Raw genomic sequence first — 14,345 nt, forward strand, 5'->3', positions numbered from 1 at the left:
TGTTTTTAAAAAGTTAACTTGGGTACGGCTGGCGATAGGGCACACTTTCCCCCCACCATCGGGTCAGGATGTAAGGGGGCGCCAGCCGTGCCGGTTTTCCAGAACCTTTCCCTGCGGCTGCGCATCATGCTGCCGCTGCTGGCCGTCACCGCGCTGGGGATCGCCAGCCTGATCGCCTACGCCGTGCATGTGCAGGTCAGCGCCAGCGAAGAGGCGGCCCGCCGCCTGATGACCGAGATGGCCGCCAGCCAGTCCCGCCAGATCGTGGGCGTGATCGACGATGCCCTGGCCGCCGCCCGTACCGATGCCGCCTGGACCGCCTCCCTCATCCAGGACGGGGGACTGGACCGCGCCGCCTATGGCCGGGCGCTGAACCGGGTGCTGGACGCCAACCCCGACATCACCGGCATCTATGCCGGGCTTGAACCCAACGCCGATGGTGGTGACGCCCGCTACAAGGGCACGGCCCAGGGGGACGCCGACGGGCGGCTGATGCTGTACGCCTACCGCCACGCCGACGGCGGCACAGGCGTGGAAACCACACCCATGACGGGCGATGCGGCGGAGGAAAACTGGTATCACCGCCCCCTGCGGGAGCGGCGGGAGGCGGTGACACCGCCCTATTTCTATGAGGTGGGCCAGACCCGGGTGCTGATGACCACGGTCGTGGCGCCCATCCTGGTGGATGGTAAGGCGCTGGGCGTGGCCACCGCCGATCTCAGCCTGAAGCGCATCCAGGCCGACGTCGGGGCCCTGCGCCCCTGGGGGAACGGATACGCCCTGCTGGTGTCCAGCCCGCCCGCCCGGAAGGATGGGACGCGGGATAGCGGCCAATGGATCGCCAACCCGGATGCCGCCCGGCTGGGCCAGCCGGTCCAGGAGGCGTGGGCGCGCGACCTGTTGGCCGCCGTGGCGGACGGCAAGCCGCACGAGGGCGCCTTCCGCGACCCGGCGACCAAGGCGGAGATGGTGGTGGTCATGGTGCCGGTGCGTTTCGGCCGGGCCGGGGAGGTGTGGGGCTTCGCCGTCGCCGCCCCGCGCGACACCCTGCTGGCCGGCGTCTGGGCCACGCGGGACCGTCTGATGGGCGTGGGCGGGTTGGTTCTGGCCATCGTCTGCGGTTTGGCGGCCGTGATCGGCACCAGCCTGTCGCGGCCCTTGAAGGTCATGACGGCCGTCATGGGGCGGCTGGCCGGCGGTGATACCGACGTGGCCGTGCCCGCGCGCGCGCGGGGGGACGAGATCGGCGCCATGTCGCGGGCGGTGCAGGTGTTCAAGGAGCAGGCCCTGCACGTGGCGGACCTGAGGGCGCGCCAGCAGGCGCTGGAGGCGCAGGCGGCGGCGGAACGGCACCAAGCCCTGATGGGCGTGGCCATCGATTTCGAAAGCGAGGTCGCCACCCTGGTCAGGGCCCTGGGCCAGGCGGTGGACACCATGACCGGTGTCGCCGACGGCCTGAACCACACGGCGGCCCGCGTGGTGCGCGAGGCCGACGAGATGCAGGGGGAGGCGCGGCAGGCCTCGGCCAACGTGCAGACCATCGCCGCGGCGACGGAGCAGTTGTCCGCCGCCAGCGACGAGATCGCCGCCCAGGCCGTGCGGGCGGCGGAGATCGCGGCGCAGGCGGTGGGCCAGGCGGAGCGGAACGGCGACCGCATGCGCCAGTTGGACCAGGCGGCCCAGCGCATCGGCGAAATCGTGGACCTGATCAGCGCCGTGGCCGGCCAAACCAACCTGCTGGCCCTGAATGCCACCATCGAGGCCGCCCGTGCCGGCGAGGCGGGCAAGGGCTTCGCCGTCGTGGCGGGTGAGGTCAAGGCGCTGGCGATCCAGACGGCCAAGGCCACGGGCGACATCGCGGACCAGGTGGGCGGAGTGCAGACGGCGACGGTGGAGGCGGTGGCCGCCATCGACGCCGTCATCGCCACCGTCCGCACCATCGCCGAGATCGCCGGCCGCATCGCCGGGGCGGTGCAGCAGCAGGGCGCCGCCACGCTGGAGATCAGCCGCAACATCCAGCAGGTTTCCATGGGCACGGCGGCGGTCAGCCAGCGCATCACCACCGTCAGCGGCGCCATGGCCGAGGCGGGTGACGGTGCCGGACAAGTGTTGCGCGCCGCCCAGGATCTGTCCCGTGACGCCCGGGGGCTGGACCGGCAGGTCGACAGCTTCCTGGCCGTCCTGCGCGCCAACGGCTGAGTCTCGGCGCTGCCTAAGGTCCTTGCTGGCGGCGGACCGGCAAACGTGACAGGCTGCGCCTGGTTCGGGAGCGGGGCCCGGACGTCAGAAGAACCAGGCACATGGGACCCACATGACCTCACGTTTGCACCGGGCGGCGCTCGCGCTGGCCCTGACGCTCGGCGTCGCACCTTGCGCCCTGGCGCGCGCCGCATCCCCCGTCCCGCCCACGCCGGAGGCCGTGGCCCCCGCCCACACCCTGACGCCGCGCGACGCCTTCGCCCTGTCGCAGGCCAAGGATGTGCAGATCAGCCCGGATGGCAAGCGCATCGCCTACACCCGCTCGTCCGAGGACATCCTGACCGACAACGCCCGCAGCGAGGTCTGGCTGGTGGATGTGGCCAGCGGCCAGCAGGTGCCACTGGGCGTGCCGGGCAGCAACCGGGCGCGCTGGTCGCCGGACGGCACCCGCCTGGCCTACGTCGCCAAGGGGCCGGGCGACAAGCCGCAGATCTGGGTGCGCTGGCTGTCGGGGGGCGGCACCGGCGCCGCCCTCACCGCCTTGCCGGAGGGCCCGTCCGACATCGCCTGGTCGCCGGACGGCAAGCAGATCGGCTTCACCATGTTCGTGCCGGAGGAGGGGACCAGCCTGGGTTCCCCCCTCGCGGCGCCGGAGGGGGCGAAGTGGGCCGACCCCATCAAGGTCATCACCCGGATCAACTACCGTGAGGATGGCGAGGGCTATGTCCGCCCCGGCTTCAACCACATCTTCGTGGTGCCGGCGGATGGCGGGGCGCCGCGCCAACTGACCAGCGGCGCGTATGACGATGGCGGCGCCCTGTCGTGGATGCCGGATGGCCGCCATATCGTGTTCAGCACCAACCACGGCAAGGATTGGGAACGCGATCCCCTGAACTCCGATATCTTTTCCGTCGACACCACCACCGGCGGCCTGACCCAGCTGACCACCCGCCATGGGCCGGACCAGGAACCGGTGGTGTCGCCGGACGGCAAGCGCATCGCCTTCGTCGGCTTCGACGACAAGGAACTGGGCTATCAGAACAGCGTGCTGTCGGTCATGAACGCCGACGGCACGGAGGTGCGCGCGCTGACCGCCGGGTTCGACCGCGACCTGGGCAGCCCGCGCTGGGCGGCGGACGGCCGGTCCATCTACGCGACCTATACCGACCAGGGCGTCACCAAGGTCGCCCGCGTCACCCTGGACGGCAAGATCACGACGGTGGCCGAAGGCTTGGCGGGCAGTGAGCTGGACCGGCCCTATTCCGGCGGCGGCTTCACCGTTTCCAAGGATGGCGTGGTCGCCTTCCCCTGGGGCGATCCCACCCATCCGGCGGATGTCGGCCTCAGCACCGGCCCGGGGGAGCAAAAGCGCCTGACCACCCTGAACGCCAGCCTGTTCGCCGGCAAGACCCTGGCCCAGGTGCGGCCGCTGCCCGTGACGTCCAGCGCCGGCGGCCTGCCCATCGGCGCCTGGATGGTGACGCCACCGGACTTCGACCCGGCCAAGAAGTATCCGCTGATCCTGGAAATCCACGGCGGGCCCTTCGCCAGCTACGGCCCCGTCTGGTCGACGCAGGATCAGCTCTACGCCGCCGCCGGCTACATCGTCGTCTACGCCAACCCGCGCGGCTCGACCTCTTACGGCGAAAGCTTCGCCAACCAGATCCACCACAACTACCCATCCCAGGATTATGACGACCTGATGAGCGTGGTGGACGCGGCCATCGCCAAGGGCTCGGTCGATCCCAACAACCTGTTCGTCACCGGCGGCTCCGGCGGCGGCGTGCTGACAGCGTGGATCGTGGGCAAGACGGACCGCTTCAAGGCGGCGGTGACGCAGAAGCCGGTGATCAACTGGGCCAGCGAGGTGCTGACCGTCGACGGCTTCACCTTCATGGCCAAATACTGGTTCGGCAAGATGCCGTGGGAGGATCCGGAGCAGTACTGGCGCCGCTCGCCGCTGAGCCTGGTGGGCAACGTCAAGACGCCGACCGCCGTCATGGTGGGCGAGGAAGACCACCGCACGCCCCCCAGCGAGGCGGAGCAGTACTATGCCGCCCTGCAGCTGCGCAGCATCCCCACCGCCCTGATCCGCGTGCCCGGCGCCAGCCACGGCGGCCTGGCCGAACGGCCGTCGCAGCTGGTGGGCGAGACCAACGCCATCCTGGCCTGGTTCAAGAAGTACCGGACGGACGGCGAGGTCAAGTAAGCGGCATTCGCGCAAGGAAAGCCCCGGCAGGGTCGCCCTGGCCGGGGCCTTTTGTCAGCCGGCCTGGCTGTCCAGGAAGTCCTCGATCATCTGGGCGAACCGGGGCGGGCACTCCTGCATGGGGTAATGACCGCAGTTGGGCATCACCATCAGGGTCGCGTTGGGATGCCAGGCGAGGAAGGTGCGTTCCATCGCCGCGGCGTCCAGGCCGGGGTCCCTGTCCCCGACGACGACCAGAAAAGGTGTGGCCAGCCCGCGCACCTCATCCACGAAATGGGTCGTCTGCATCATGCGCAGATAGTGTGGACGACACTGGGGCGCCACGCGGTCCCGGTTCTGGCGCAGCTTCACCTCCGCCCACTGGTCCGACAGGCCGGTCACGTATTTGACCAGGCGGCGGAAGGCGTCGTTGTCCTCGCAGGTGCGGGCGAAGAAGGCTGCGGCCTCGTCCGGCAAGGGGTTGCCGGCGGCGGAGAGCGGGCAGACCGCCATGGCGCTCTTGACACGGGATGGGGCGTCGGCCGCCAGCCGTTGGGTCGCCATCCCGGTCATGGAATGCCCCATGATGTGGAAGTGTCGCCAGCCGAGATGGTCGGCCAGGGCCAGGCAGTCGGCGGCGACCTCATCGATGGTGCAGGCGCCCATCAGGCGCAGGGACCGGCCGTAGCCGCGCAAATCGGCGAAGGCGTAAGTGTAACGCTTTCCGTCCAGATAGGGCCACAGGGGCGCGTATGTGCTGGCGTCGCCCAGCCAGTCATGCAGGACCAGCACGGGTTCCGGCCCCGTGCCGTGCAGCGTGACGCCCAGGATGTCTGCGGTCATTTCGTGTTCCTTTTCAAGGCTGCGGGAAGGCCAAAAAGGAAACGCCCTCCCGGCGGACCGGAAGGGCGTTCGAAACTGGGGAAAGTCCTATCACATGCCGGCGGGAAGTCAATTCACCCGTGGCATTTGATCAGGGCCGCTCATATGCCGTTCCCAATCGCCGGTTGCCAGCATCCGCTGGCTTGGGCTTCCTGGAAACCTGCGGCGGACAAGGTCGCCTCCTACAACGACCCGAGTCCTTCTCACGCCGTTGAGATCACTCCGCCGGCACCGCCCTGGGGTAATGCGGGACTTCCTGGGGCGCTGCCGCCCCGTCCGCCTTAACCCGGAACCACAGGGCGTAGAGGGCAGGCAGGAACACCAGGATCAGCACCGTGCCCACGGCGGTGCCACCGATCAGCACATAGGCCATGGATCCCCAGAACACCGACTGGGTCAGGGGAATGAAGGCCAGCACGGCGGCCAGGGCCGTCAGGATGACGGGACGGGCGCGCTGCACCGTGGCCTCGATCACCGCGTGGTAGGGCGACAGCCCTTCCTGCTGGTTGGTATGGATCTGGCCGATCAGGATCAGGGTGTTGCGCATCAGGATGCCCGACAGGCCGATCAGCCCCAGGATGGCGTTGAAGCCGAAGGGCTGGTGGAAGATCAGCAGCATCGGCACGGCGCCCACCAGGCCCAGGGGGCCGGTCAGGAACACCATGGCCATGGCCGACAGGGACCGCGTCTGCAGCACCAGCACCAGCAGGATCAGGGCCGCCATGACGGGGAAGATGGGGGCCAGCGCCGCGTTGGCCTTGCCCGCCTCCTCGATATTGCCGCCCATCTCGATACGATAGCCGGCGGGCAGCGCGGCGATGATGGGGGTCAGGGCTTTCTCGACGGCCATCGACACCTGGGGCGGTTGCAGAGCGTCGTCGATGTCGGCCTGCACGGTGATGGTGGATACCCGGTCGCGGCGGCGCAGGATGGGCTCCTCCGCCCGCACCTCGACATGGCCGATCTGGCTCAGGGGCACCAGGCGGCCGTCGGCGCTGGTCAGGGTCATGTCGCCCAGGCGGGCGGGATCCAGGCGGTCCGGGCCGGCGCTGCGCGCCGTCACCTGCACCACGCGGATGTCCTCGCGCACCTCGGTCACCGGGGCGCCGGTCAGCAGGAACTGCAATTGCTGTGCGGCGTCGCTGGGGTTCAGCCCGATCAGGCGCAGGCGGTCCTGGTCCAGCACGAAGTGCAGGGTGGGCGTGCGCTCGCCCCAGTCCTGGTTCACCAGGCGGGTGTCGGGGTTGGCCCGCATGACGGCCTGCACCTGGTCCGCGATGCCGCGCAGCACGCCCAAATCCGGACCGGAAACCCGGAACATGACGGGGAAGCGCGAAGGCGGACCGAACACCAGCTGTGTCACCCGCACCCGGGCCTCCGGCGCCAGGCCATCGGCGATCGCCTGGCGCAGCTTGTCCTTCAGCCGGTCGCGCGCCTTATCGTCCGGGGTCAGGACGATCATCTTGGCGAACGACGGGTCGGGCAGCTCGGGATTGTAGGACAGGAAGAAGCGCGGCGCGCCCTGGCCGACATAGGTGGAGACGATTTTGGCCTCCGGCTGCCGCCGCACCCAGTCCTCCACCTTCTTCATCGCCGCCGCCGTGGCCTCGATGCTGGTGCCCTCGGGCATCTGCACCTCCGCCATGATCTCCGGCCGGTCGGAGGTGGGGAAGAACTGCTGCTTGACGAAGCCCATGCCCGCGCCGGCCAACAGGAAGGCGCCGACCACGGCCAGGGCCACCCGGCCGCGATGGTCCACCGCCCAGGTGATCAGGCGGCGCAGTTGCTGATAGCGCGGGGTGGCGTAGATGGCGGCATGCCCGCCCGGGATGGGCCGGATGTTGGGCAGCAGCTTCACGCCCAGATAGGGGGTGAACACCACCGCGACCACCCAGGAGGTGATCAGGGCGAAGCCCACGATCCAGAAGATGTTGCCGGCGTATTCCCCCGCGGTCGATTGGGCGAAGCCCACGGGCGTGAAGCCGATTATGGTGACCAGGGTGCCGGACAGCATGGGGGCGGCCGTGTGGCTCCAGGCGTAGGCGGCGGCCTTGATGCGGTCGTACCCCTCCTCCAGCTTCACCACCATGATCTCGATGGCGATGATGGCGTCATCCACCAGCAGGCCCAGGGAGATGATCAGGGCGCCCAGGGTGATGCGGTCGAAGGCGCGGCCCGTGAGCTGCATGATGACGAAGACGGCCGCCAGGGTCAGGGGCACGGCGGCCGCGACCACGATGCCGACGCGCCAGCCCAGGCTGGCCAGGCTGACGAACATCACCACGGCCAGGGCCACGAAGAACTTCAGCATGAACTCACCCACCGCCTCGTGGATGTTCACCGCCTGGTCGCTGACCTTGGAGAGGGTCAGGCCCACCGGCAGTTCGGCGGCGATCCGCGCCTCCTCCGCGTCCAGCGCCTTGCCCAGTTCCAGGCCGTTCCAGCCATCCTGCATGACCACACCCAGGGCCAGGGCCGGCTCGCCGTCATGGCGGATGAGATAGGTGGGCGGGGCCTCATACCCGCGCTTCACCTCGGCCACGTCGGCCAGGCGGAAGGTGCGCCCGCCGGCGACGATGGGGGTGTCGCGAATCTTCTCCAGGTCATCATAGGCGCCGTCCAGGCGGATGAAAACCTGGGGGCCATCGGTGTCGATGGACCCGGCGGGTGTCACCGTGTTCTGCCGCGCCAGCGCGTCGAAGATGTCGCGGGCGCTGATGCCCAGGGTGGCCAAGCGGGCGTAGGTGAAGTCGACGAAGATGCGCTCCGGCCGTTCGCCCAGGATGTCCACCTTCTTCACGCCCGGCACATGCAGCAGGCGCTGGCGCAGGGCCTCCGCCTCGCGGGTCAGTTGACGGGCCGGCATGCCCGGCGCCTTCACCGCGTACACGGCGAAGTCGGTGTCGGCATACTCATCGTTCACGAAGGGCCCCAGGGCGCCGGAGGGCAGGGTGCGGGCCTGGTCCCCCAGCTTCTTGCGCGCCTGGTAGAACTGCTCGGCCACGGCCGACGGCGGGGTCTTGTCCTGCAGGGACAGGGTCATCAGCACCATGCCCGGCCGGGTGAAGGTCTCCACCCTGTCGTACCAGCGCAGCTCCTGCAGGCGCTTCTCCAAGGGTTCGGCCACCAGGTCCTGCATCTCCTGCGCCGTGGCGCCGGGCCAGACGGCGCTGACCGTCAGGACCTTGATGGTGAAGGGCGGGTCCTCGGCACGGCCCAGTTTCAGGAAGGCGTAGACGCCGGACAGGGTGATGGCCACCAGCAGGAACAGGGTGATGGCCCGTTCCCGCACCGCCAGGGCGGACAGGTTGAAGCCGCTCATTTGCCGCTCTCCTTCGCCACGGCGACCGCCTGGGCGATGCGCACCCGCTCGCCCTCATGCAGGAAATGTCCGCCCAGGGCCACAACTCGCTCACCCGCCGCCACCCCGCCCAGCAGGATGGCGTCCTCGGCCCCCAGTTGGCCCACCGTGACCGGGCGGAAGGCGATGGTGGCCCGGTTATCGCTGATGGGGCCACCGCTGAGGGGGGCACCGCTGACGGGGTCGCCGCCGGCCGCCGGCGTCAGTACCCAGACACCGGGGCCCTTGCCCTCGTCAACCAGGGCGCCCAGCGGAATGGAAACGGGCGGCGTGTCATCGCGCCCCTGCGCCAGGCGCACCGTGACCGTGGCCCCCAGCGGGGCCTGCGCGGCGGAACCGTCCAGGACGTAGCGGGCCTCATAGGTCCGGGTCTGGACGTCGGCCGCGTCCGACAGCTGGCGCAGGGTCGCCGTGACCCGGGTGGTGCCGCCGTACAGCGTGGCGCTGGCGGTGGAGCCCACGGCCGGGCGCATGGTTTCCGGCAGGTTCACCGACGCCTCACGCGGGCCGGCATGGGCCAGCCGCACCACGATCTGGCCGGCGGTGACCACCTGGCCCGGCTCGGCCGCCGTGTCCATGACGGTGCCATCGGCATCTGCCACCAGCGTGGTGTAGGCGCTGTCGTCCTGCGCCACCCGCAACTGCGCCTGGGCGGCATCCAGCTGGGCCTGGGCGCTGTCGGCGGCGGCCTTCTTCTGGTCGTAGGCGGAGGGGGAGACGGCGCCGTTGCCCACCAGGGCGCGATAGCGCACCTCATCCGCCCGGGCCTGGGTCAGCGTGGCTTTGGCCATGGCCACCTGGCCCTGCTGGGTGGTGATGGCGTGCAGGTAATCGGTGTTGTCCATCCGCATCAGCGGCTGGCCGGCCTTCACCGTCTGACCGGGGTCCACCAGGCGCTGCGTGACCTTGCCGGCCACGCGGAAGCCCAGGCCGCTCTGCACCTTGGCGGTGATGACGCCGACGAAGGCCCGCTCGTCACGGGCGGCCGGCTGGGCTGTGGCCACGCGCACCAGGCGGTCGGCCGTGCGCGGGTCGGGGGCAGGCTTGTCACAGGCGGAAAGCGAGGTGCCGGCCAGGGCCAAGGCGGCGAGGGGCAGCAGACGGGCAGACAAGGACAAGCGCATGGCGAAGCTCCAACCCTGAGAGAGCCTCGACCATACTTACGAGTGACGATTTAGTCAATCCGTCACTCGTATCGCATCATCCGTTTCCTGTCACATGTCAGGGGCGCAGCGCGCGCAGCACCAGTCCGGCCAACGCCGCCGTGGCGGCCTCCATCCTGTCCAATTTGTCTTCCAGCATCAGCGGATGGGCGAAGGGCCACAACGTCTCCCCAATCGCCAGGCACACCTCGTCCAGCGGGGTTTCACGCTCAAACTCCCCGGCCTCGCGCCCCTCGACCACCAGGGTGCGCACCATCTCGCGCAGTTCCTCCTCATACGTCGTGCCCGCGTGCCAGTTCTCGGTCACGGCGGTGACGACGATGTCGTGCAGCCGGCGCTCCTCAAAGAACAGGGCGGCGCCGGCGCGCGCCAGGGTGGGGTGGAAACGGCGCAGCCGGTCGGCGGCGGACACCGGCTCCGTCACGATGGCGCGCAGCTGCGCGGTGATTTCGCTGAGGCAGCGGGCGCAAATGGCCTCGCCGATGGCCTGCTTGCTGTTGAAGAATTTGTAGATGTAAGCCGTCGACAGGCCGATGGCCTTCGCCAGGTCCGCCACCGTGGTCTTGTGATAGCCGTAATGGCGGAAATGCTGATCGGCGGCCTCGACGATCTGGGCGCGCCGTTCATGATCGGCGGGACCGCGTTGTCCTGCGGCGGCGGGGGTGGCGCGAGCGGACGGGGAGGTCATGAGAGGCTGCCTTTATGGAGAGATGTCGACCGGCACCTCATGGGGCGTCCGGTGGGAAGCCATGGTGCGCGGGCACACGCCGTTTCTATGTAAGTGACAAATGACGGTCTTGCAATATCGTCACTCGCCCCCAGGCCCGGCGCGCGGAGGGTGGGGGGGTGGTCCAACGGGCCGCAACCGCGTGCATCTCGTCCTTAAGGACAATACGCCGTAAGCCATTGAATTGATTTACAAGGAGAAAAGTCAATCCTCATATGGCATCATTGTTGGGGCTGGCCGCCTGTCTATAGTCGTCGTACCCATTCCGCAAAGAATTAAGGGGAGGAAGACTATGGCGATCTACACCCACGTTTCCGTCGGGACCAATGACTTGGCCAAGGCCCGCGGCTTTTATGACTCCGTCCTGGCCAAGCTGGGCCTGAAGCGCGTTGCCGACCTCGGCGACAACGGCTCCATCTGGGGTGAGGACAAGCCGTCCTTCTTCGTTCTGAAGCCGGCCAACGGTCAGCCCGCCACCGTCGGCAACGGCGTGACCGTGAGCTTTGAGGCGCCGAACCGCGCCGCCGTCGACGCCTTCCATGCCGAAGCCCTGGCCCAGGGCGGCGTGTGCGAAGGCAAGCCGGGCCCGCGCGGCTGGGCCCCCAACGCCTACGCGTCCTATGCCCGCGACCTGGACGGCAACAAGCTGGCCGCCTATTGCTTCAAGCCCGAATAACCGTCTTCCTGCGCACATGAAAACGGCGCCGCAGCGATGCGGCGCCGTTTGTCTGTGGCATCCTATGCGCGGCATTTGAGCGTGACCGCCAGAAGCCCCTTTTTAGCCTGTCCGAGAGATTTGGTTCGCTGTCGGGATTTCTTTTATCTCCAGACGGGGAAGCCCAAGACGGCGCCCAGCTCGACCGAAAGGCGCACGCCGAACGCTAGGATATCCTTGGACTGGTGGACGGCGCCGGGGCGCAGGATGTTGTCCGGGTCCAGGACGTACTGGATGTTGGGGCTGACCTTGATGCCGCGGGCGACCTTGTAGCCGTAGTTGATTTCAAAGATCCCTTCGGCGTTATGCACAGGGTCCGTGCCGCCGGCCGCGGCGCGCGAGGCGCGCAGGAAATCCACCTCGCGCGGGCCCAATTGGATATAGCTGCCGACGATGCCGAAGGTGTCCTCCGGCCGGCTTTCGAATGGCCCCGTCAACACGAACCCCAACAACGTCTGCTTCTTGAATTGGGTATAGTCCGCGGTCGACCCGATCATGCCGCCGAACAGCGTCAAATTGCGCTGCCGGTCGCCGCTGAAGCGGACCACGACCACGTCCCCCATGGCATACCAGCCCGTTTGGCCTTCGTCATGGACCAACGCCGTGCCCTTGTAAGCGATGCGTGACAAGCCCCGGCTGTTGAGAAACGGGTCGGAGACAGGGGACGTGTTACGGAAACCACCCAGACGCACATGATAGGCGTGGTCTTCCAGGGGGGATGCGGATTGGAAGCCCATCTCCCCTGCGGTTTGCACGCCCGTCCCACCCTTGGTGGACCAGTCAAATCCGTTGGTGGGGATAAGGGAGGTGTTGGCTTCGAACGCTCCCGCCTGAACGTAGAAGGTCTTGGACAGGTTGGCCTTCACCCGCCCGCCCCAGGTGCCATAGGGAAAGAAAGACAGGGTCTTGTTTTGGATCGGTAGAACGGCAGGGTTAAAGCAAACCGAATTATTCTGGAAGTTGCAGTAAATGGTTGAGGCGTTAAAGAAGGTCAGCGCCGAGACGCGTCCGCCGGTGACGTTGATCTTGCCGTCAAACAAGTCCTGATCCAGCGACAGGGCGGAAAGGCGCATATTGTGGTAGGTCTTGAAGCGCGTCTGAAAGCTGACGGCATTCAGGGTGTGCTCAGCGGCCAAGGATGTGCCGATGGAGTCATTGATCGACATATGGAATGTCGCACCCGACCAGCCGACCATTTTATCGAGGTCCAGGTCGGTGCCGAAGGGGGTGGCCAGTGAGTTGGCCTTGCCCTGTCCCTGGCCGCCCGTGGTGTTGGCGGCGAACTCGTCCACGGCCAGGGCGCGCAGGTAAATGCCCCGGTCAGCCAAGGCTTGACCGATGTCGCTGAAGGGTCCGTCAGGGGGTGGGGGCGTGAACCCGCTCCCGGGCGGGGGGAGGATGTGGAGTTGGGGAATGACCCGGGCGCGATCGGCTTCAGTGGTTGGCGCCGCCTGCCTCTCCGCGGTGGCAGCCGGTTTTCCCGGTATGGTCTCGGGCACGGTTTCAGCCAGGCCGGGGGTCGTGCTCAAGACGATGCACCCCGCCAGCGCCGCCAGCGTTCTCATGGATAAAGCCTCCCCTTTCGGACTTCGTCTCGCGCGAAGTTCCGTTGAAATTTCGGACTGTGTCAGGACGCCTTTGCCCCAGGTTTAGGGCGAGAGGGTCTCCAGTGCCTTGCCCGTCGTCTCCGGCGCGCGCAGCCAGACGGCCAAGCCGGTGAGGGCCGATACCCCCGCGAAAACCAGGAAGACGGGCGCCACGGAGCCTTGCGCGACGACCATGCCGATCATCCAGGGCCCCGCCATGGATCCGGCGCGCAGCCAGGCGCTGCCCAGACCAGCCCCCAAAGAGCGCAGGCGCGTCGGGTACAGTTCGCCCGAGTAGAGATAGAGGGAATAGGTGACGGTCTGGATGGCGGCAAAGGCGGGCGTGGCGAGCAACAGCACGGTCAGCGCACTGCTTGCCCCCTCCAGATAAAGGGCCGCCAGCGGGAAGACGGCGAAGACCAAGGCGCCGACATACCAGCGGCGGCGGCCGACCCGATCGATGACCAGGGCGCAGATGAAAGAGGCCACCAAGGCGGCGCCGGTGGTGATGAAGCCATAGCCGATGGCCTGACTAACCGGCATGTTGAAGACCGTCTTGTACAGGGTCGGCAACCAGGTGACCAAGCCGTTGTTGATCATGTAGGCGCCGAACCACATGACCCACAGCAGCAGCGTCCGCGGGCCATAAAGCGGACCGAACAGCTCCTTCACCGAGCCCTGGGCTTTGGGAGCGATCACCGTCGTGGGAACGGCCGGTTCCGGCAGAACCTTGCCGCTGCGGATCGCGCTCGCCTCAAGGCGGGCCACGACGGCTTCCGCTTGCGCCAGCCGCCCCTTGCCGATCAACCAGCGTGGGCTTTCCGAGAGGAAAAAGCGCAAGGGTATGACCAGGGCCACGGGCACCATCCCGACGATGAACATGGCCTTCCAGCCGGCTTCGGGAACCAGCACCAGCCCGACGGCGCCGGCGGATGTAAGGCCAACCAGGAACAGGAGTTCGTACAGCAGGAAGAAACGCCCCCGCTTCTTGGCACCCGACAACTCGTTGACATACGCGCTGGCCACGGGGACCTCGCCGCCTGTTCCTATCCCTTGCAGGAAGCGGAACAGCATGAGGGAGTGCGCGTCCCAGGCGAAGATGCAGGCACAGCTCATGGCGGCGAAGATGGCGATCGCGATGGCCAGAACAGGCAACCGCCCCAGGCGCTCGGCCAACCAGCCAAAGATGACCGCGCCGATCAACTGGCCGAAATATCCGGATGAGATGATGGCGGCGGTGGCCGCCGGCGTCAGCGCCCATTCCTTCGACAGGATGGGCATGGCGTAGGCGATGGCGATCGTCGTGTAGCCATCGAAGAAAGTCGCCATGCCGACACACCCGCGCGCCCATATGACGGGCTTGGTCACCGGCAGGCGTTCCAGCCGGGCGATGAGGCGCGCGCCTTCGGTCGTGGACGCGGCGTTCCGTCGCTTCGCGTCGTCCATCACGATCATATCCATTTGACCCTCCCACTGGACGCACACCTTCCCGCCCGGCGGACCGGTGCGCGGCATGTCTTATTG

At 67.9% G+C, this 14,345-nt stretch carries 9 protein-coding genes; 3 read left to right on the top strand and 6 right to left on the bottom strand.

What is annotated here, in order from left to right:
- Nucleotides 1-87: 87 nt before the first annotated feature.
- Both FBZ90_RS28585 and FBZ90_RS01445 read left to right on the top strand, forming a co-directional pair.
- Nucleotides 88-2,199, top strand: a complete 2,112-nt coding sequence (locus FBZ90_RS28585; RefSeq protein WP_145729250.1) for a methyl-accepting chemotaxis protein — start codon at nucleotides 88-90, stop codon at nucleotides 2,197-2,199.
- 112 nt (nucleotides 2,200-2,311) lie between these two features.
- Entirely contained in the window at nucleotides 2,312-4,408 is a 2,097-nt protein-coding gene (locus FBZ90_RS01445) for a S9 family peptidase (RefSeq protein ID WP_186455542.1), read from the top strand.
- A 54-nt stretch (nucleotides 4,409-4,462) separates the two neighbouring features.
- Here the strand turns inward: FBZ90_RS01445 and FBZ90_RS01450 are convergent, their stop codons facing one another.
- From FBZ90_RS01450 to FBZ90_RS01465, 4 genes are all read right to left on the bottom strand, one after another.
- Nucleotides 4,463-5,230, bottom strand: a complete 768-nt coding sequence (locus FBZ90_RS01450; protein ID WP_145729251.1) for an alpha/beta fold hydrolase — start codon at nucleotides 5,228-5,230, stop codon at nucleotides 4,463-4,465.
- A 256-nt stretch (nucleotides 5,231-5,486) separates the two neighbouring features.
- Nucleotides 5,487-8,591 carry an efflux RND transporter permease subunit gene (locus tag FBZ90_RS01455; protein WP_145729252.1) on the bottom strand — a complete coding sequence of 1,035 codons (3,105 nt, stop codon included), beginning with the start codon at nucleotides 8,589-8,591 and terminating at the stop codon, nucleotides 5,487-5,489.
- A complete protein-coding gene (locus tag FBZ90_RS01460; protein ID WP_145729253.1) occupies nucleotides 8,588-9,754 on the bottom strand; it encodes an efflux RND transporter periplasmic adaptor subunit in 1,167 nt (388 codons plus the stop codon). Before FBZ90_RS01460 ends, FBZ90_RS01455 begins: the two co-directional genes overlap by 4 nt.
- A 97-nt stretch (nucleotides 9,755-9,851) precedes the next feature.
- Nucleotides 9,852-10,481 carry a TetR/AcrR family transcriptional regulator gene (locus FBZ90_RS01465; RefSeq protein WP_145729254.1) on the bottom strand — a complete coding sequence of 210 codons (630 nt, stop codon included), beginning with the start codon at nucleotides 10,479-10,481 and terminating at the stop codon, nucleotides 9,852-9,854.
- Between the two features lie 331 nt (nucleotides 10,482-10,812).
- Here FBZ90_RS01465 and FBZ90_RS01470 point away from each other — a divergent pair, with 331 nt between their 5' ends.
- A complete protein-coding gene (locus FBZ90_RS01470; protein WP_145729255.1) occupies nucleotides 10,813-11,196 on the top strand; it encodes a VOC family protein in 384 nt (127 codons plus the stop codon).
- A 143-nt stretch (nucleotides 11,197-11,339) separates the two neighbouring features.
- Here the strand turns inward: FBZ90_RS01470 and FBZ90_RS01475 are convergent, their stop codons facing one another.
- Both FBZ90_RS01475 and FBZ90_RS01480 read right to left on the bottom strand, forming a co-directional pair.
- Entirely contained in the window at nucleotides 11,340-12,563 is a 1,224-nt protein-coding gene (locus FBZ90_RS01475; protein ID WP_186455543.1) for a carbohydrate porin, read from the bottom strand.
- 321 nt (nucleotides 12,564-12,884) lie between these two features.
- A complete protein-coding gene (locus FBZ90_RS01480; RefSeq protein WP_145729257.1) occupies nucleotides 12,885-14,282 on the bottom strand; it encodes an MFS transporter in 1,398 nt (465 codons plus the stop codon).
- Nucleotides 14,283-14,345 lie beyond the last annotated feature (63 nt).

The organism is Nitrospirillum pindoramense (assembly GCF_007827955.1).
In the GTDB taxonomy this organism is placed as follows: domain Bacteria; phylum Pseudomonadota; class Alphaproteobacteria; order Azospirillales; family Azospirillaceae; genus Nitrospirillum; species Nitrospirillum amazonense_B.

Bases quoted from the DNA above. Each gene is read 5' to 3' on its own strand.
- FBZ90_RS01445 (WP_186455542.1), top strand. From the start codon at position 2,312: ATGACCTCACGTTTGCACCGGGCGGCGCTCGCGCTGGCCCTGACGCTC.
- FBZ90_RS01450 (WP_145729251.1), bottom strand. From the start codon at position 5,230: ATGACCGCAGACATCCTGGGCGTCACGCTGCACGGCACGGGGCCGGAA.
- FBZ90_RS01455 (WP_145729252.1), bottom strand. From the start codon at position 8,591: ATGAGCGGCTTCAACCTGTCCGCCCTGGCGGTGCGGGAACGGGCCATC.
- FBZ90_RS01460 (WP_145729253.1), bottom strand. From the start codon at position 9,754: ATGCGCTTGTCCTTGTCTGCCCGTCTGCTGCCCCTCGCCGCCTTGGCC.
- FBZ90_RS01465 (WP_145729254.1), bottom strand. From the start codon at position 10,481: ATGACCTCCCCGTCCGCTCGCGCCACCCCCGCCGCCGCAGGACAACGC.
- FBZ90_RS01470 (WP_145729255.1), top strand. From the start codon at position 10,813: ATGGCGATCTACACCCACGTTTCCGTCGGGACCAATGACTTGGCCAAG.
- FBZ90_RS01480 (WP_145729257.1), bottom strand. From the start codon at position 14,282: ATGGATATGATCGTGATGGACGACGCGAAGCGACGGAACGCCGCGTCC.